Here is a 17,405-nt window from a genome sequence, read left to right on the forward strand (position 1 = left end):
TTCACAGAGAACTTTTAAATTTCCTTTTAATAAACAAGAGCTGCCTCAGATTGAGGCAGCCCGGGTCCCTACATAACGTTTACAAGTTTCTGCGGTACTGACCGCCCACTTCATATAAAGCATTTGTAATTTGGCCGAGACTCGCATAGCGGACCGTCTCCATCAGCTCTTCAAACAGGTTGCCCCCATTCAGCGCCGTCTGCTTCAGGCGGTTTAACGCTTCTTCCCCTTTTGTTCCGTTTGATTCCTGGAATTCTTTCAAATGAGTAATCTGTCCCTCTTTTTCTTCTTTTGTGGCACGGGCCAGTTCCATCTCAAACTCGTCCTCTGACGGTGGATTCGGGTTCAGGTACGTGTTCACGCCGATGATTGGAAGGTCACCGTTATGCTTTTTCGTCTCATAAAGTAGAGATTCTTCTTGAATTTTTCCTCGCTGATACTGAGTCTCCATGGCACCGAGTACACCGCCCCGGTCATTCAGACGCTCAAGTTCCATTAACACCGCTTCTTCTACAAGATCCGTAAGTTCGTCGATAATAAACGAGCCCTGAAGAGAGTTCTCGTTTCTTGCCAGGCCGAGCTCCTTTGTAATAATCAGCTGGATCGCCATGGCACGGCGGACAGATTCCTCTGTCGGTGTTGTCACCGCTTCGTCATAGGCATTCGTATGAAGAGAATTACAGTTGTCATATATCGCAAGCAGTGCCTGAAGTGTTGTACGGATGTCGTTGAAGTCCACTTCCTGGGCGTGTAAAGAACGGCCCGATGTTTGAATGTGATACTTCAGCTTCTGGCTTCGCTCATTTGCTCCGTACTTGTTCTTCATAGCTACAGACCAGATACGCCGCGCTACACGTCCGATAACGGTGTACTCAGGATCGAGGCCGTTACTGAAGAAGAACGACAGATTCGGCGCAAAGTCGTTAATGTTCATTCCGCGGCTCAAGTAATACTCCACGTACGTAAATCCGTTAGCCAGTGTAAAGGCAAGCTGGCTGATCGGATTCGCCCCGGCTTCGGCAATATGGTAGCCGGAGATGGAGACTGAATAATAGTTACGTACTTTGTTATCGATAAAGTACTGCTGGATGTCTCCCATCATACGAAGAGCAAACTCCGTTGAAAAGATACACGTGTTCTGTCCTTGGTCTTCTTTTAAAATATCGGCCTGAACAGTACCTCGGACCGTAGAAACGGTCTTGGCTTTAATTCCCGCAGCCTCCTGATCCGTTGGAGGGCGGCCGTTTTCCTCTGCGAAGAATGCGAGCTGCTGATCGATCGCTGTATTCATAAACATGGCGAGAATAATCGGTGCCGGCCCGTTGATCGTCATGGAAACAGACGTAGACGGAGCACACAGATCAAACCCGTCATATAGCTTTTTCATATCGGTAAGGGTACAGATACTCACACCGCTCTCACCGACTTTTCCGTAAATGTCAGGACGGTATCCCGGGTCCTCCCCGTACAGCGTAACGGAGTCAAAGGCAGTGGATAAGCGCTTCGCTTCGTCGTCCTTGGATAAATAGTGGAAGCGGCGGTTGGTGCGTTCAGGAGATCCTTCTCCGGCAAACTGACGCTTCGGGTCTTCCCCTTTACGCTTGAACGGAAACACGCCTGCTGTGTAAGGAAACTTGCCCGGTACGTTTTCTTTACGGACCCAGCGGACAATCTCGCCATAGTCTTCGTATTTCGGCAGACTCACTTTTGGAATATCGAGTCCGGACAGGCTTGTTGTCTTCAGTTCCGTCACGATTTCCTTGTCACGGATTTTCGTGACGAACTCGTCTTTAGCATAGGCTTCTTTCGTGCTTTCCCACGTATCAAGAGTTTCTTTTGAATGTGAATTAAGAGACTGGGAGTAGTGATCCCGAAGCTCAAGAAGGCTCGTGCGGTCAACACCTTCTGTACCTTCTTCATCGATCGCTTCAAGGGTTCCCTCCACCTGGAACAATCGGCGGGCTTTCTTTACTTCAGCCTCTGTATCAGCATGGTATCCTCTTACTGTCTGGGCGATCTCACGAAGATAGTGGATCTGCTCAGGAGGGATAATGGCATCCTTTTCTGTCAGCTTGTCAGTTTTACCGAGGTCGGTGCCCCAGCTGCCGCCGCATTTTTTATCCAGAATGGCTGCAAGCTCGTAAAATAGACGGTTCGTTCCCGGATCGTTAAACTGACTTGCAATTGTGCCGAAAACAGGCATGGTCTCAGGATCTTCTTCAAAGAGCGTATGGCTTCGCTGGTACGTCTTGCGCACTTCACGGAGGGCATCCTCTGAGCCTTTTCTGTCAAATTTATTAATGGCAATCAGATCGGCAAAATCGATCATATCGATTTTTTCAAGCTGAGAAGGCGCCCCGAACTCGCTTGTCATGACGTACATGGATACATCTGCCACGTCTGAGATGGCAGCATCTCCCTGACCGATTCCGCTCGTTTCCACAATGATCAGGTCAAAACCGGCTTTTTTCACTACACGGATGGATTCTTCAATCGCTTTTGACAGTTCCTGACGGCTGTCACGGGTAGCAAGGCTTCTCATGTAAACACGGGGATGATGAATCGCATTCATCCGGATCCGGTCACCGAGCAGTGCTCCACCGGTTTTTTTCTTAGTCGGGTCAACACTCAGGATCGCCAGGGTTTTGTCCTCATATGCCCGTAAAAAACGCCGGACCAGTTCATCGGTTAACGAACTTTTCCCTGCGCCTCCTGTTCCGGTAATCCCAAGGACAGGGACATCGGGCAGATTCGACTGATTGACCGCTTCTTCAAAGAGTGTTTCTGCAGAGGCTGCCACTTCCCGGCTGTTGAACGCCCGTTTTTCAGCTACCGTGATCATTCGTGCAATATCTTTCGCTTCACGGTTTGTAAGCTTTTGAAGATCCACATCCGACACATCGTCCAGAGGGAAATCGCACAACTCCATCATTTCATTAATCATCCCCTGGAGGCCCATTTTCCGCCCGTCTTCCGGAGAATAGATTCGTTTGATTCCATAGTCATGAAGCTCTTTCATTTCTGCAGGGATAATAACTCCTCCCCCGCCGCCAAAAATATTTACATGGCTTACCCCTCGATCTTTAAGAGAATCGTAGAGATATTTAAAATATTCCACGTGCCCCCCCTGATAAGAAGAGATGGCTACACCCTGGACATCTTCCTGGACGATAGCGTCAGCGACCTCTTCTACGGAGCGGTTATGACCGAGATGAATGACTTCGGCACCTGTTGCCTGAAGCATCCGCCTCATAATATTAATGGAGGCGTCGTGGCCGTCAAAAAGGCCTGAAGCCGTAACAAAGCGGACCGGGTTTTTCGGTTCGTAACGTTTCATGTTGATCCTTCCTTTCTGAGAAGGCGCTTAAAAAAGTTAAAGACCGAACTTTTTTAGTGCCTTCTTCTGTGAGTAATCAGCTCAGTTCTTTTTCAACGCTGGGTGATGTCTGAAGGTTAAAGCCTTCAAGCAACTGACGTAGCTGAAGCTTGCAGTACTGATCGATTGTGTATTCACGCTGAACCACCCAGCGCCGGAATGTCCACATATGTCCTGCAACTAAAATGTTGTGGCACGCAAGATCAAGTTCTTCTTTTGTAAGGGATAAGTACCCTTCGTCAATGGCATTTTGCAGTTCTTTTTCAAACATGGCTTTCATTTTCAATTCTTTTTGCAGCACATAATTGAGGGCTTCCCCGGAAAGGGACTTGGATTCCTGATACATAACGAGGACCTCATCCTGCAGATCGTTTACCACACGGAAGTACGCTTCGATCACCTGTTTAAGACGCTCCAGCCCATGAAGGTTTTCATCCATGAGCTGCGCCCAGTTTTCCACTACTTCATCGTACACAGAGTCACAGACAAGGTAGAGAATGTCTTCTTTTGAGCCGATATACTCGTAAAGCGTCCCAATACTGAAGCCCGACTCCTGGGCAACTTCACGAGTGGTTGTCTTGTGATACCCTTTTTTGTTAAATAGCTGAACCGCTGCTTTTACAATCTGATCTCTGCGTTTTTTAACCAGACGCTGATCCTTCACCATGGACGGCACTTGTTTTTTCTTCACGCGTTCCCCTCCTTGACCCCTGATTTTTCTCTGTATTGTCTGTAAACCCGGGCAGCCGTATCGTACGGGTCACCTGGTTCTTGCGAATTTTCAAGCTCGCTTCGGACAAGATCGCGGATATCCTCTGCGAATTGTTCTTTCAGTCTTCTTGTGACTTCCTCTTCAAGCTGACTGAGCCTGCGCTCAGTTCCACCGCCTGACAATAAAAGCTGTTCCTTGTGAGCAGTGATTCGGGAGACAACGTCGTCCATTCCTTTTCCTTCAGTCGATACAGTCTTCAATATCGGCGGCTTCCAGTCCTTATGTTCAGCGGTTAAGTGAAGCAGATCTTCCACTTCCCCTTTTAATTGATCGACGCCCGGAAGATCGGCTTTGTTAATCACGAACACATCGGCAATTTCCATAATCCCTGCTTTAAACGCCTGAATCACGTCGCCGCCCGACGGGTAAAGAACAAGGGCAATCGTATCGGCGATCTTCATGATGTCCAGTTCACTCTGCCCTACACCCACGGTTTCCACGATGACAATATCAAGACCTGAGGCATCCATAAGACGGATGGCATCCTTACATGCTTCGGACAGTCCCCCAAGACTCCCTCTCGTTCCCATGCTCCGGATAAAAACGCCGTCATCTTCTTCGTGGTCCCGCATGCGTACACGGTCTCCAAGAAGGGCCCCGCCTGAAAAAGGGCTAGTAGGATCAACCGCTACAATTCCGACGGTTTTCCCCTGCTTACGCCATACTTTCACCAGACCGTTCACAAGAGAGCTTTTACCGGCTCCGGGGGAACCGGTAATTCCTACGATATGGGCTTTCCCTGTATGGGGAAAGAGCGTGGAGAGAAGTTCCTGTTTTTGTTCATGATTGTCTTCAACGTAGCTGATTCCTCTGGCAAGGGCACGGAGTTCTTTGTTTCTGATCCGTTCTGCTATGTTTTCCATTCTCTTTCCCCCTTTCATTCTATTAATCTGCCAGCAGCATTTTTGAAATGACGAGGCGCTGAATTTCGTTGGTACCTTCGTAAATCTGTGTAATTTTCGCATCACGCATGTAGCGCTCTACAGGATACTCTTTAATATAACCGTATCCTCCGAATACCTGAACCGCTTCCACTGTCACTTCCATGGCGGTATCTCCTGCGAACAGCTTCGACATCGCTGATTCTTTTCCATAGGAGATGCCCTGGCTTTCTCTCCAGGCCGCCTGATACGTGAGAAGGCGGGACGCTTCAATTTTAGTAGCCATATCTGCGAGTTTAAAGGCGATACCCTGCTGAACGCCGATTGGCTTTCCGAACTGCTTACGCTCTTTTGCATAATTGACAGACGCATCCAGCGCTCCCTGGGCAATCCCTACTGCCTGGGCTGCAATCCCGTTTCGTCCGCCGTCAAGGGTCATCATGGCAATCTTAAAGCCGTCTCCTTCATTGCCCAGCATGTTTTCTGCAGGTACACGGCACTGGTCGAAAATGATTTCAAGGGTTGGAGACGAACGGATGCCAAGTTTGCTTTCTTTTTTCCCCATGGAGAAGCCGGGCGTTCCTTTTTCAACGATAAATGCGGAGCATCCTTTGTGCTTTTTCTCTGGATCTGTGAGGGCAAAAACAACATAGATCTCTGCTTCGCCGGCATTGGTAATGAAAATTTTCGAACCGTCAATGATGTAGTCGTCCCCGTCTCGCTTTGCCACAGTTTTCATACTGGCAGCATCGCTTCCGGATCCGGGCTCTGTCAGCCCGTAGGCTCCCATCTTCTTTCCTTCGGCCATTGGACGAAGGAATTTTTGCTTTTGCTCTTCTGTTCCAAACGTATAGATCGGCCACCCTGCCAGTGAGATGTGGGCGGATAGGGTTACGCCTGTTGATCCGCAGACACGGGAAAGTTCTTCTACGGCAATGACGTAGCTTAAGTAATCGGCTCCGATACCGCCGTACTCTTCCGGCCATGGAATGCCTGTCAGTCCGAGTTCTCCCATCTGGTCAAAAATGGCGCGGTCGAATCGTTCTTCCTCGTCACGTTCTGCCGCTGTCGGTGCTACTTCGTTTTCTGCAAAATCCCGGACCATCTTCCGGATCATCTGTTGTTCTTCACTGAGTAAGAAATCCATTTTTATTCCTCCATAGGTTGGGCTGTCATGCTTACAGCCTCTTATTCTCGTTGTTCTGTTGTTTTGTTTTGGTTTGGTAAGAAATCGGTTTGATGCTGTCGCCATGTCTTTCGCTATCCGCGGTGCCGCCGAGCCTCCTTGTGCTGGTGGAGACCACTGAAAAAGTCCATTTACTTTAAACATCGGCTCTGTTACAGGTAGATCTTGATTTACGCTCATTGCACTTTCCGCGGGCGGTCCGGGAGCCTCCTCAGCGCCTTGCGCTTCCGGGGTCTCCCAGGGACTCGCTCCTCCCGCAGGAGTGTCGCGCATTCGCTCCAATCAACACTACTTTTAACGACAACGTCCTTTAGTTGTCAAAGAATCAAATCCTGATTTTTCTGCAATTCTAGAGCCTTGAAGCATGACGTTCTTGGCGTCACACTTTTATTTTTTCAGTTTCTTTCATGCGCTTTCACATGAGACTCGTGTATTCAGGATTCATCTTCTTTTATTTACAGAAGTACTGCTCAATAAAGTTGGAAGGTGTTTTAATCGTAAAAGGTTGTGATGATCTCGGATTACCCCATCCCTTTTTCAGTAATTCCAACAAAGCATTTAGTTGTTAAGTAGTGCTTTGCTGATTACGAGGTGTTGAATTTCGTTGGTTCCTTCGTAGATTTGTGTGACTTTTGCATCGCGGAAGAAACGCTCTGCCGGGTATTCTTTTACATAGCCGTATCCCCCGAGGACCTGAATCGCTTCTGTTGCCACTTTCATGGCTGTGTCAGAGGCGAACATCTTCGCCATGGATGCTTCCATTCCACAGGAGCGTCCGTGTTCTTTCAGGTTTGCTGCACGGTAGGTGAGGAGCTTGGCTGCTTCCACTTTAGTGGCCATGTCTGCAAGCTTAAAGGCGACACCTTGCTGGGAGCCGATCGAGCGGCCGAATTGCTTTCGTTCTTTAGCATAGGCTGTTGCGTACTCGAGGGCCGCTTCAGCAATCCCGAGCGCCTGGGCAGCGATGCCGATCCGGCCGAAATTGAGGTTTGCCATGGCGATTTTAAAGCCCTCTCCTTCCTCACCAAGAAGGTTTTCAACAGGTACTTTGGCATCTTCAAATGAAAGGGAAGACGTGTTTGAACCGTGAAGGCCCATCTTCTTTTCCTTCGCGCCGACCGTAAATCCCGGTGTATCTTTTTCCACGATAAATGCGCTGATGCCTTTAACGCCTGCAGTCGGCTCTGTCTTGGCAAAAACGATATACGTTTGGGCAGCACCTGCATTTGTAATAAACACTTTCGATCCGTTCAGAATGTAATGATCATCTTTTTTTACAGCGGTCGTCTTCATCCCGGCCGCATCACTTCCGGAGCCTGGCTCGGTTAGAGCGAAGGCACCGATATACTCACCTGATGCCAGTTTGGGTACGTATCGCTTTTTCTGTTCTTCGTTTCCAAAGTCCAGTATCGGGTTTGTTCCTACCGAAGTATGAACAGATAAGACAACGCCCAGTGTGGCGCTTACTTTTGACAGTTCATGAATCGCCAGAATGTAGGATGTAAAATCCATTCCGGCTCCGCCGTATTCTTCTTTAATAGGGATCCCCATAAGTCCGAGGCTTCCCATTTCCTTAACGATCTCACCAGGAAATTCGTCGGTCTCTTCCATTCGCTGTACTGCTTTGCTTACTTTCTCCTCTGCAAACTGGCGGACCATCTTCCGCATCATTTCCTGTTCTTCGTTCCATCTCAGTTCCATGGTGCTTCACGCCTCTCTAGCTGTATTCGTAAAAACCCCGACCTGTTTTCTTGCCGAGCCAGCCGGCTTTTACGTATTTACGGAGAAGCGGGCACGGACGGTATTTGTCATCGCCGAATCCTTCGTGAAGGGTTTCCATAATGTACAGGCATGTATCAAGGCCGATGAAATCTGCAAGTGTGAGCGGGCCCATTGGATGGTTCATTCCGAGCTTCATCACTTCGTCCACGTCTTTTGGTGATGCCACACCTTCATATACCGTATAAATGGCTTCGTTGATCATCGGCATAAGAATGCGGTTTGATACAAAGCCAGGGAAATCCTGAACTTCAACTGGTGTTTTCTTCAAGTTTTCGGACATGGTCCGGATTGCATCATAAACTTCCTGGTCTGTAGCGAGTCCACGGATAATTTCAACAAGCTTCATGACCGGTACCGGATTCATAAAATGCATGCCGATCACTTTCGATGGACGGTTCGTTTCCGCTCCGATTTCTGTAATCGGAAGAGAGGACGTATTTGTGGCGAGAATCGTATGTTCCGGGCATATGGCGTCTAGTTGCTTGAACACATTCTTTTTTACTTCCATGTTTTCTACTGCAGCTTCAATAACAAGATCCACGTCAGAAGCATTGTTTAAGTCTGTGGACAGATGTACCTGACGGAGGAACCGGTCCATGTCTGCTTCTGAAATCCGTTCTTTTTTGACTTGTTTTTCAAGCTGTTTTTTTATTCCTTCAATACCTTTTTGGACGAATTCTTCCTTCAGGTCGTGAAGAATGACTTCGTAGCCGTTCATGGCACATACCTGGGCAATTCCTGAACCCATTTGTCCTGCACCTACGACCATTACGCGTTTTATATCCATGGGGTTTAACGACTCCTTTTGACAGTGTTTTGACTTACCGCTTAGTTGGCTTTGGAAGGATGCTATAGTCCTTTATTTAAATTCAGCTTCGTTGAACGGAATATGCTCCCTTTCCGCGGGCGGTTCAGGAGCCTCCTCAGCGCTGCGCGCTTGCGGGGTCTCCCCGGAACTCGCTTTTCCCGCAGGAGTGTCGCATATATCCGTTCAACTGCGCATTACTTTGACAAGAGGATAAAGATACCTCGGCCGAAAAGTCAGCCTCCTTTGTTTATCTTCTCTTTAATCAGGACACTTGAGATAAAGGCTGCGTGCCTTTCGCTTTACGCGGTAGTGCTGGCACTTCGGCTTCATCACCTTTTTTTACAAAATCCAAAGCAGGCATGCTGTCTATTTTCGGTATGGTTATCCTTGTACTCTTATTCCCCAGCGCATTGTGCGGAGTGGAACGGAATACGCGACACTCCTGCGGAAGTGCGAGAAAGGCGAGACCCCACAGGGGCAGAGCCCCGAGGAGGCTCGGCGCGAGTCCGCGGAAAGGGGGCGTATTCCGTTCAACGAAGCTTAGAATAGCAATGAGTAGTTGAGAGCCATAAAAAATACCAGGGTGAACTATTTAAAAGGTTTTTCCATTGTGGGATTTAAGCAAGTTTTCAGTAATATCGTTGCTGCTTCCATGCCCTTCAATCTCCCCGGTGGTGACGCGCATTCCTGCTGCATCGTCTTTTATACAAGACCAATCGTCATCTTTACATGCAGGTTTATTACACTTGGATCATGATGGCGTCGCCCTGTCCTCCGCCGCTGCAGATGGAGGCAATACCGATTCCGCCGCCTCTTCTTTTAAGTTCATAGGCAAGGGTCAGGATGACTCGGGTTCCGCTTGCACCGATTGGGTGACCGAGTGCTACTGCTCCGCCGTTTACGTTTACTTTTTCAGGATCGAGATCTGCAATTTTCCCGCTTGCAAGTGACACGGCTGCGAAAGCTTCGTTCACTTCAAACAGATCGATATCGCTTAAGGATTTTCCTGTTTTCTCAAGAAGTTTGTTAATGACAAGACCCGGTGTTTTTGGGAAGTTTTCCGGCTCTACTGCAAGCTGTGTATGCCCGATAATTGTTGCAAGCGGCTCAAGACCCCGCTCTTTTGCTTTTGCTTCGTCCATAACGACCAATGCTGCGGCTCCGTCGTTTACACCAGGAGCATTTCCTGCTGTAATCGTCCCGTCTGCACCAAATACAGGCTTTAGTTTCGCAAGCTTTTCAACAGACGTATCTGCCCGTGGAGATTCGTCGTCTTTTACAACGAGAGGCTCCCCTTTTCGCTGCGGTACTTCCACCGGCACGATCTCGTCAGCGAACTTTCCTGCGGTGATGGCATCAGTCGCTCTCTGATGACTTCTGTAGGACCACTCATCCTGCACTTTACGGGTAAGTTCATATTCGCTCGCTGTTTTGTTTCCGTAGGTACCCATGTGAACACCGGTGAACGTACAAGTCAGTCCGTCATGAATCATCATGTCTTCAAATTTCGTTGGTCCCATTTTGACGCCGAATCTGGCATTTTTCACAAAATACGGTGCATTACTCATAGATTCCATCCCGCCGGCCACAACCGTATCGTGTTCGCCGGAACGAATTAATACATCAGCTAATGTGACACTTCTCATACCGGATGCGCAGACTTTATTGATGGTTTCTGTTTCCGTCTCCCAAGGAAGGCCTGCATGGTGCAGTGCCTGTCGTGATGGAAGCTGCCCCTGTCCGCCCTGCAGCACTGTCCCCATAATGACGTGCTGAACATCACCTGTGTCTACGTTTCCTCGTTTCAAAGCTTCAGAGATTGCTTTTCCCCCAAGTTCCGATGCTGTGAATCCTGAAAGTTTTCCGCCCAGTTTCCCAACCGGTGTTCTGGCTCCGCTAACAATGACCGTTTTTCCCATTTGATTATTCCTCCTTTAAATTTGAACAATATGATTGAACGCTCGCTCAGACCAATTACATGACAAAGAATAAAGCGCTTTCAAAAAGGCTCCCAAAAAAATGCTGTAACATCCGGAGAGAAGGAATGATCCTCCCTCCTCCCGGATGTGATTTACTTTTTCATCACTTTACTTACTTCTTTATACAGTGACAGATTCCTTTTTTGTTTCCAAAGATTTTTCTAAAATTTCTACAATATCCATTGTTTTCACGGACTCTTCTACTTCTTTCGATTTCGTACCGTCACTGAGCATGGTCAGACAGTAAGGACACGCACTGCCGATGACCGATGGGCTCACAGCAAGTGCCTGTTCGGTACGGGCTTCATTTACACGGGTTCCAGTATCTTCTTCCATCCACATCATTCCTCCGCCGGCCCCACAGCACATACCGTTTTCACGGTTACGTTCCATTTCCACCACCTGGACGCCGGGGATCGCTTTCAGGATTTCACGCGGCGGATTATATACATCATTGTAGCGGCCGAGGTAACAGGAGTCGTGATATGTGATGACTTCATTCACTTCTTTTGCCGGCTTCAGACGTCCGTCACGGACAAGTTCGTAAAGAAGCTCGGTGTGGTGATACACTTCTGCTTCCAAACCGAAGTCTGGGTATTCGTTTTTCAGCGTGTTGTATGCGTGAGGGTCAAACGTGACAATTTTCTTCACGTCGTTTTTCTCGAATTCCGCAATATTCGCTGTGGCAAGCTCCTGGAACAGGAACTCGTTTCCGATACGGCGAGGAGTATCACCGGAGTTCTTTTCCTTGTTTCCTAGAATAGCAAATTTAACGCCCGCTTCATTCATCACTTTAGCAAAAGACTGGGCAATTTTCTGGCTTCTGTTATCATATGAGCCCATTGAGCCTACAAAGAAGAGATATTCGAATTCTTCTCCCGCTTTTTTCAGTTCTTTTACCGTAGGTGCGTAAATATCGTCCCGGCCGTCACGCCATTTCTCACGCTCTTTACGGTTGATCCCCCACGGGTTGCCCTGGCGCTCAATGTTTGTAATGGCCCGCTGTGCTTCAGGGTCCATTTTTCCTTCAGTTAAAACGAGGTAGCGTCGCATGTCGATAATTTTATCCACGTGCTCGTTGGCTACCGGGCACTGATCTTCACAGTTCCTGCAGGTAGTACAAGCCCACAGCTCTTCTTCTGTAATGACGTCACCGATAAGGCTTACGTCATAAGCTTCAGAAGCAGCAGCTGCTTCCTGCCCGGCTGCTCCGGCAGCCGCCAGCTGATTGGCACGGGTATTATCAAAGGCGTACGTCGGCATCCACGGTTTGCGTGACGTGACAGCTGCGCCTTTTTCCGTTAAATGATCACGCATTTTTACGATCAGGTCCATCGGAGACAGCATCTTCCCTGTTCCCGTTGCCGGACACATATTCGTACAGCGTCCGCATTCCACGCAGGCGTAAAGATCAAGAAGCTGCTTCTGGTCAAACTCTTCGATCTGGTTTTTACCAAACTTCTCTGCATCTTCATCTTCAAAATTGATTGGTTTCAGCTGACCTGTTTTATGTGTCGGTCCTAAGTATACGTTTGCCGGTCCTGCAATTAAGTGAGCGTGCTTCCCTTGTGGAATGTACACAAGGAAGACGAGCAGGAATAACAGGTGTGCCCACCAGAATACGAAGAACAGGGCACCTGCTGCAGTTGTACCGATCGGCGAAAGAACAGTTGCAATTCCAGTCGCAATCGGCTCAGCCCAGGTTGCTGATTTTCCGAGCCAGATCATTTCCGTTCCTTTGGCGAACAGCTTGGAAATCATTAAGCCGCCGATGAAAATGAGAACAAGCCCCGCTTTGGCATTTTGCTTAAGGCGGACAAGCTTTTCAACGTAGCGCCGGTGGAATGCCCAGACAACGGCTACAAGGATCATTAAGACAACAATTTCCTGGAAGAACGTAAAGAACGGATATACCGGTCCCAAAGGCAGGTGTGAGCCAATGGCAAGACCTTTCCAGATCAGGTCAATGGCACTGAACTGCACGAGTAAAAAGCCATAGAAAAACATAAGGTGAATGATACCGCTCTTCTTATCCTTCAGCAACTTTTCCTGACCGAATACCTGCTTAAAGAACACATCTTTCCGTTCTTTTACCGAACGGGTAAACTCCGCTTTTTGACCAAGCTTGATGTATTCGATTCTTGTTTTGACCAGTGTCGCAAACAAATAAAGCGCGTAACCGGTTACAAGAATGAACATCAGCCAGTTGATGAGGATTGGATCCATGATGTAGACAGCCCCTTTCAGACATTTTTCTCCCGCCTGGAAAAATCGGAAGAAAAACCCTTTTCAGAAAATAGAATGAATTTTGTTTTTTATTATACCACAACGAATAGTGAATGAGTATTCATTCACGTCATTTTTTTATCCGGATGGATTGATTTTCACTTGAAGAGGGAAACTAGAAGAAGTGTCAGCAGCTTGATGCGGCGCAAGATCCCACACGTAAGGAGGTCCGAATATGGCAATCCTGAATATTCTTCTAATCATTATTCTTGTTCTCTTAGCCGTTATCCTTTTATTTATTATCGATTTTAATATTGCACGCTACATTCACCATAAAAATATTCCACCCTATCAGGAGCCTCCCTTCAGAAAAAGCGATGTTGAATTTTTTGCAAGAGGTGACAAACTCTTTGATCATCTTTTTGGAGAGATTGAGCAGGCGGAGCAGCATATTCATATGCTCTTTTATATTTTCAGGGAAGATGACATCAGTAAAAAGATGCTTGAAAAGCTGAAAAGTAAAGCAAAGGCCGGTGTAGAGGTCAGGCTTATGGTGGATTTCATGGGAATAAGAGTCTCAAGGAAAGGGAGAAAAGCGTTAGAGCAAGCCGGTGTACAGCTTACCATTACAAATAAACCAAAGCTTCCTTTTCTGTTTTACAGTGCCAACCAGCGTAACCACCGCAAAATTACTGTGATTGATGGGCGGATTGGCTATATCGGGGGTTATAACGTGGGTGATGAGTATCTGGGGCGTGACCCGGAATTCGGTCCCTGGCGTGATTATCACCTGGCAGTTAAAGGAGAAGGTGTCATCGACCTGCAGAAGCAGTTCCTTATTGACTGGAAAAGCGGGTCTTCGGAGGATCTTGTTCACGAAGACCGTTTCTACCCTCCCCAACACGAAGGGAAAAAACAAATTCAGATCTTCCCATCAGACGGGGCTCATGTGGAAGAGCTTGCTCTTACACTGATTTCCAAAGCCAAGCGGTCGTTAATTATCGGCAGCCCTTATTTTGTTCCGGGTAAAAAGGTAAAAGACGCACTCATCCAAGCGGCCAAGCGCGGAGTGGACATTCGGGTGCTTATGCCCAAAAACCCTGATCACCCTCTCGTGATCCATGCTGCCTACCCTTACTTCCGCCCTCTTATTGAAGCAGGTGTGGACATCCACCTTTACTTTCAGGGCTTTTATCATTCAAAAGCCATCATTGTAGACGACAATATCTGTGACATCGGAACGGCCAATTTTGATAAACGGAGTTTCTACCTGAACAATGAAGTGAACTGTCTGATTTATAACGAAAGCTGGATTGAACAGGTGATGGAACAGGTAAAAGAAGATCTGAACCGCAGCGACCGGGTGACGATTGAACAGTTAAACAAACGGTCATTGCTGAAAAGAAGTAAAGAAGCACTGGCTTCAGCCATTGGTCCTTTAATGTAGCCGGAAGAAGGAGGTTTTTCATGATCATTCGGTTTGGTTTTGTCTCACATGCCCTTTCGTTATGGAATGCTTCCCCTGCTCATACAACAACATGGGCACATGCTAAAAGACTGTCTAAAGCAGACCGCATTGAAAAACTCCATCAGATCACCGCTAGGAACATCGCTCACACAAAGCGTGCAGTCCATTACTGCATTGCCCACGAAATTGAACTGTTCCGGTTTTCCTCATCAATGGTCCCTCTCGCAACCCACCCCGAAGCTGCGTGGGATTATGTAACGCCATTCAAGAAAAAATGGGCAGAGATTGGTGAACTCGTGAGGAATCATGGCATCCGGACAAGTTTTCACCCAAATCAGTTTACCCTCTTCACGTCTGAAAAACAGGACGTCACTGATAGGGCTGTTGAGGATCTCACCTACCACCATAAGATGGCTGAGGCTATGGGTCTTCAGGAGTGCCGGTTCGTTCTCCATGTAGGAGGTACATACGGGGATAAAAAAACGGCAGTCAGGCGTTTCACAAAAAACATAAACGACATTCCGTCCCACTTGAAAAACAGGCTTATGATTGAAAATGACGATAAATCCTATCACACAAACGATGTGCTTCTTATCTGCAAAAAGGAAAGCCTCCCTCTTGTCTTTGACTACCATCACCATGTTGTTTATCCGGGGGCAGAGCCTTTGGAGGAAACGTTGCCTAAAGTTTTGGAGACGTGGGAATCAACCGGGCTCAGACCCAAAGTTCATCTTTCTTCTCCTAAGGACGGCGAGCGGTCCCGTTCCCACGCCGAAGGACTTGATACCTCGTTTGTGAGACCGTTTCTTGAAACGATGCGCCAGTTTGATACGGACTTCGACGTCATGATTGAAGCCAAGCAGAAAGACAAGGCTCTTCTCGCCTTTATGGAAGACATATCGAAAGTGCGCGGCGTAAAACGAACGTCAGGTGCATCTATTGAGTATAAAAAATAGTTGTCGTGTGGGGACCAAAAGATGAAGTATGTAAAAAGCGCTCAGGAAACAATGATGCCCCGGGCGCTTTTGTCATGCTTTCTTTATTGTTGTACACGCTTTTTCCGTTCATTCTTAATCGATTTAACAATAAACTCATGGATAACGCGGTTCAGTACTTTTGAATGCTTTGTAGGCAGCTGGTGGGTCGCTTTCCCGATAAAAATAACATCGCAAGGGACCTTAAGCTTCTTCTGGAAAATTAACCGGTAATGATGTACGTAGTAGTCCCACTGACCATAGACGAGAAGGACCGGACAGGTGATGTGATGCAGCCTGTCTGTTGACTTATAGTGGAGCCCCAGTTCGTAAAGATCTGCCAGTAAGGAAGGTGATGTGCGGCGTACATATTCCGCCAGTTCTTTTCTTTTCCCGCCTTTTTCGTGAGCAGCTGCAAGAACTTCTGATATGGTCCGCATCTTTTTCAGCCGTGCTGCCACTATGCCTGAACGGAATTCATTTCGCAGCAGGAAGCTGTTTACTTCGGAAAAACCTCCGAGGAGAATCATTCCTCTTGTTCTCTCGGGATAGCGGATACAGAATTCCTGAACGATGGACCCTCCATTTGAATAGCCGCAGATAAATGTCCGGCGGATACCGGCGTGGTCGAGAACCCTTCTTATATCATCTGCCAGAAGCTCCATGGACAAAGGCGTGTCATCAAGTCCGCTTCGTCCGTTCCCTCTTATATCAATAACCATAATGGTATGAGAATCCACGAGTGCTTCAGTCTGATTGCGGAATGTCACATGCCCCATGCTGGGTGGATGAATAAATAAAATGGACGGACCACGCCCCTTTATTTCATAGTAAATACCCGCCTGATCCCGATCACATGTCCACGGCATCCAATCCACCACCCTCGTTAATAATCACTCTTATGGTGTCTCATTTCAGAGTGTATTATTAATATATTTATAAATTTACTCTGTTGAACTCTGGTGTTGATTTCCGCTCAATTGCTCTTCCTTTCCGAGGGGTGCCGGTGAGCCTCCTGGTCCTGCTGGAGTGTCACGCATTCGCTGCAACTAACTGTTCAAAAAATAAACAATGATCTTCTCGAGGGGGGGGGGGGGCGTTTTGCCGGTTTAAGCAGTTGTTCATCACCTTCGTCGAGTTGTTCATCGAGTTTGTTCTTTTATTCATCGACTTGGCTCTTTTACGGATATTCGTCTGTCGAGTGTCCACACGACATGGACTGTCCTCCCTCTGCGAACATATCGATCATTTTTGAAGATATATCTGCCATTTATCACTCCATATATATAAAAACAGGCTGAACAGAGAAGCAGCTGCCTCTTTGTCCACCCTGTTTTCTATGCGAAGTAACCTGATACGAAGCTGAACAGCTTGTAGCCGAGGTAAATCCCGAAAATCCCTACGATTCCTGCTATAGCCGGCGGTGCCGGGATTGGAAGCTTGATAAGTGCAAAAACAAACCCTACTACAAGGCCTGCAATTAAAGCCATGAATATCTCCTGCATGCGGTTCACCCTTTTCAACACAATTTTATCTTATTATTAGTATGTACGTAAGCGCTTTACTTATAGACACCTTTTATCGTACCAGAAAGAGGTCCGTACATCTATACTTGAGGAAAATAAAAGAGGCTGCCAGCGGGGAATTCTCCTCCGGCGCCTCTTACATTATAGATCTTCCGGGCTCGCTGCGCGGCTGACAGGTAACCCGCCTCTCAGCCTTCAAAACACAGCAGCGGCTTCGCTCATCGCTTCGGAAAACGGGAAGGTTAAGTTCGACCTTCATTCTTTTGCAATGGCTTCGCTCGCTGCGCGGCTGACAGGTAACCCGCCTCTCAGCCTTCAAAACACAGCAGCGGCTTCGCTCATCGCTTCGGAAAACGGGAAGGTTAAGTTCGACCTTCATTCTTTTGCAATGGCTCCGCTCGCTGCGCGGCTGACAGGAAATGCGCCT

12 protein-coding genes are annotated in these 17,405 nt (G+C 47.7%); 2 read left to right on the top strand and 10 right to left on the bottom strand.

The annotated features are described in order from the left end of the window. Positions 1-79: 79 nt before the first annotated feature. The 8 genes from icmF to EBO34_RS14215 all read right to left on the bottom strand — a co-directional run bounded on the left by icmF (position 80) and on the right by EBO34_RS14215 (position 13,010). Complete coding sequence (gene icmF, locus EBO34_RS14180) at positions 80-3,337, bottom strand: fused isobutyryl-CoA mutase/GTPase IcmF (protein ID WP_122899655.1); 3,258 nt, start codon at positions 3,335-3,337, stop codon at positions 80-82. Between the two features lie 76 nt (positions 3,338-3,413). Beyond that, a complete protein-coding gene (locus tag EBO34_RS14185) occupies positions 3,414-4,067 on the bottom strand; it encodes a TetR/AcrR family transcriptional regulator (protein ID WP_122899657.1) in 654 nt (217 codons plus the stop codon). Then, positions 4,064-5,011: a methylmalonyl Co-A mutase-associated GTPase MeaB gene (gene meaB / locus EBO34_RS14190; protein WP_122899659.1), complete on the bottom strand. Its 948-nt coding sequence runs from the start codon at positions 5,009-5,011 to the stop codon at positions 4,064-4,066. The genes EBO34_RS14185 and meaB overlap by 4 nt, the downstream gene beginning before the upstream one ends. Positions 5,012-5,033: 22 nt before the next feature. After that, positions 5,034-6,176 (bottom strand): acyl-CoA dehydrogenase, encoded by a 1,143-nt coding sequence (locus EBO34_RS14195; RefSeq protein ID WP_122900129.1) that lies wholly within the window; start codon positions 6,174-6,176, stop codon positions 5,034-5,036. 597 nt (positions 6,177-6,773) lie between these two features. Next, positions 6,774-7,916: an acyl-CoA dehydrogenase gene (locus EBO34_RS14200; RefSeq protein WP_122899661.1), complete on the bottom strand. Its 1,143-nt coding sequence runs from the start codon at positions 7,914-7,916 to the stop codon at positions 6,774-6,776. A gap of 16 nt (positions 7,917-7,932) precedes the next feature. Continuing rightward, on the bottom strand, positions 7,933-8,784 hold the full coding sequence (locus tag EBO34_RS14205; protein WP_122899663.1) for a 3-hydroxybutyryl-CoA dehydrogenase: 852 nt from the start codon (positions 8,782-8,784) through the stop codon (positions 7,933-7,935). A gap of 761 nt (positions 8,785-9,545) precedes the next feature. Beyond that, positions 9,546-10,724, bottom strand: a complete 1,179-nt coding sequence (locus EBO34_RS14210; protein WP_122899665.1) for an acetyl-CoA C-acetyltransferase — start codon at positions 10,722-10,724, stop codon at positions 9,546-9,548. Positions 10,725-10,904: 180 nt separating this feature from the next. Then, a complete protein-coding gene (locus tag EBO34_RS14215) occupies positions 10,905-13,010 on the bottom strand; it encodes a (Fe-S)-binding protein (protein ID WP_122899667.1) in 2,106 nt (701 codons plus the stop codon). Positions 13,011-13,245: 235 nt separating this feature from the next. Here EBO34_RS14215 and cls point away from each other — a divergent pair, with 235 nt between their 5' ends. Continuing rightward, positions 13,246-14,457 (top strand): cardiolipin synthase, encoded by a 1,212-nt coding sequence (cls, locus tag EBO34_RS14220; RefSeq protein ID WP_122899669.1) that lies wholly within the window; start codon positions 13,246-13,248, stop codon positions 14,455-14,457. Positions 14,458-14,477: 20 nt separating this feature from the next. Further along, positions 14,478-15,434, top strand: a complete 957-nt coding sequence (gene uvsE / locus EBO34_RS14225) for a UV DNA damage repair endonuclease UvsE (protein ID WP_122899671.1) — start codon at positions 14,478-14,480, stop codon at positions 15,432-15,434. Between the two features lie 83 nt (positions 15,435-15,517). On the opposite strand, the gene EBO34_RS14230 is transcribed toward uvsE, so the two are convergent. Then, entirely contained in the window at positions 15,518-16,321 is an 804-nt protein-coding gene (locus EBO34_RS14230) for an alpha/beta fold hydrolase (protein ID WP_122899673.1), read from the bottom strand. A 468-nt stretch (positions 16,322-16,789) separates the two neighbouring features. Beyond that, positions 16,790-16,957 carry a XapX domain-containing protein gene (locus EBO34_RS14235; RefSeq protein ID WP_122899675.1) on the bottom strand — a complete coding sequence of 56 codons (168 nt, stop codon included), beginning with the start codon at positions 16,955-16,957 and terminating at the stop codon, positions 16,790-16,792. Positions 16,958-17,405 lie beyond the last annotated feature (448 nt).

The sequence above is a fragment of the Alteribacter keqinensis genome, from assembly GCF_003710255.1.
GTDB lineage: Bacteria > Bacillota > Bacilli > Bacillales > Salisediminibacteriaceae > Alteribacter > Alteribacter keqinensis.

What these genes read in the sequence shown, in the direction of transcription:
- EBO34_RS14200 (WP_122899661.1), bottom strand. Translation starts at nt 7,916, where the DNA reads ATGGAACTGAGATGGAACGAAGAACAGGAAATGATGCGGAAGATGGTC.
- meaB (WP_122899659.1), bottom strand. Translation starts at nt 5,011, where the DNA reads ATGGAAAACATAGCAGAACGGATCAGAAACAAAGAACTCCGTGCCCTT.
- EBO34_RS14230 (WP_122899673.1), bottom strand. Translation starts at nt 16,321, where the DNA reads ATGCCGTGGACATGTGATCGGGATCAGGCGGGTATTTACTATGAAATA.
- EBO34_RS14205 (WP_122899663.1), bottom strand. Translation starts at nt 8,784, where the DNA reads ATGGATATAAAACGCGTAATGGTCGTAGGTGCAGGACAAATGGGTTCA.
- EBO34_RS14215 (WP_122899667.1), bottom strand. Translation starts at nt 13,010, where the DNA reads ATGGATCCAATCCTCATCAACTGGCTGATGTTCATTCTTGTAACCGGT.
- cls (WP_122899669.1), top strand. Translation starts at nt 13,246, where the DNA reads ATGGCAATCCTGAATATTCTTCTAATCATTATTCTTGTTCTCTTAGCC.
- EBO34_RS14235 (WP_122899675.1), bottom strand. Translation starts at nt 16,957, where the DNA reads ATGCAGGAGATATTCATGGCTTTAATTGCAGGCCTTGTAGTAGGGTTT.
- EBO34_RS14195 (WP_122900129.1), bottom strand. Translation starts at nt 6,176, where the DNA reads ATGGATTTCTTACTCAGTGAAGAACAACAGATGATCCGGAAGATGGTC.
- EBO34_RS14210 (WP_122899665.1), bottom strand. Translation starts at nt 10,724, where the DNA reads ATGGGAAAAACGGTCATTGTTAGCGGAGCCAGAACACCGGTTGGGAAA.
- icmF (WP_122899655.1), bottom strand. Translation starts at nt 3,337, where the DNA reads ATGAAACGTTACGAACCGAAAAACCCGGTCCGCTTTGTTACGGCTTCA.
- uvsE (WP_122899671.1), top strand. Translation starts at nt 14,478, where the DNA reads ATGATCATTCGGTTTGGTTTTGTCTCACATGCCCTTTCGTTATGGAAT.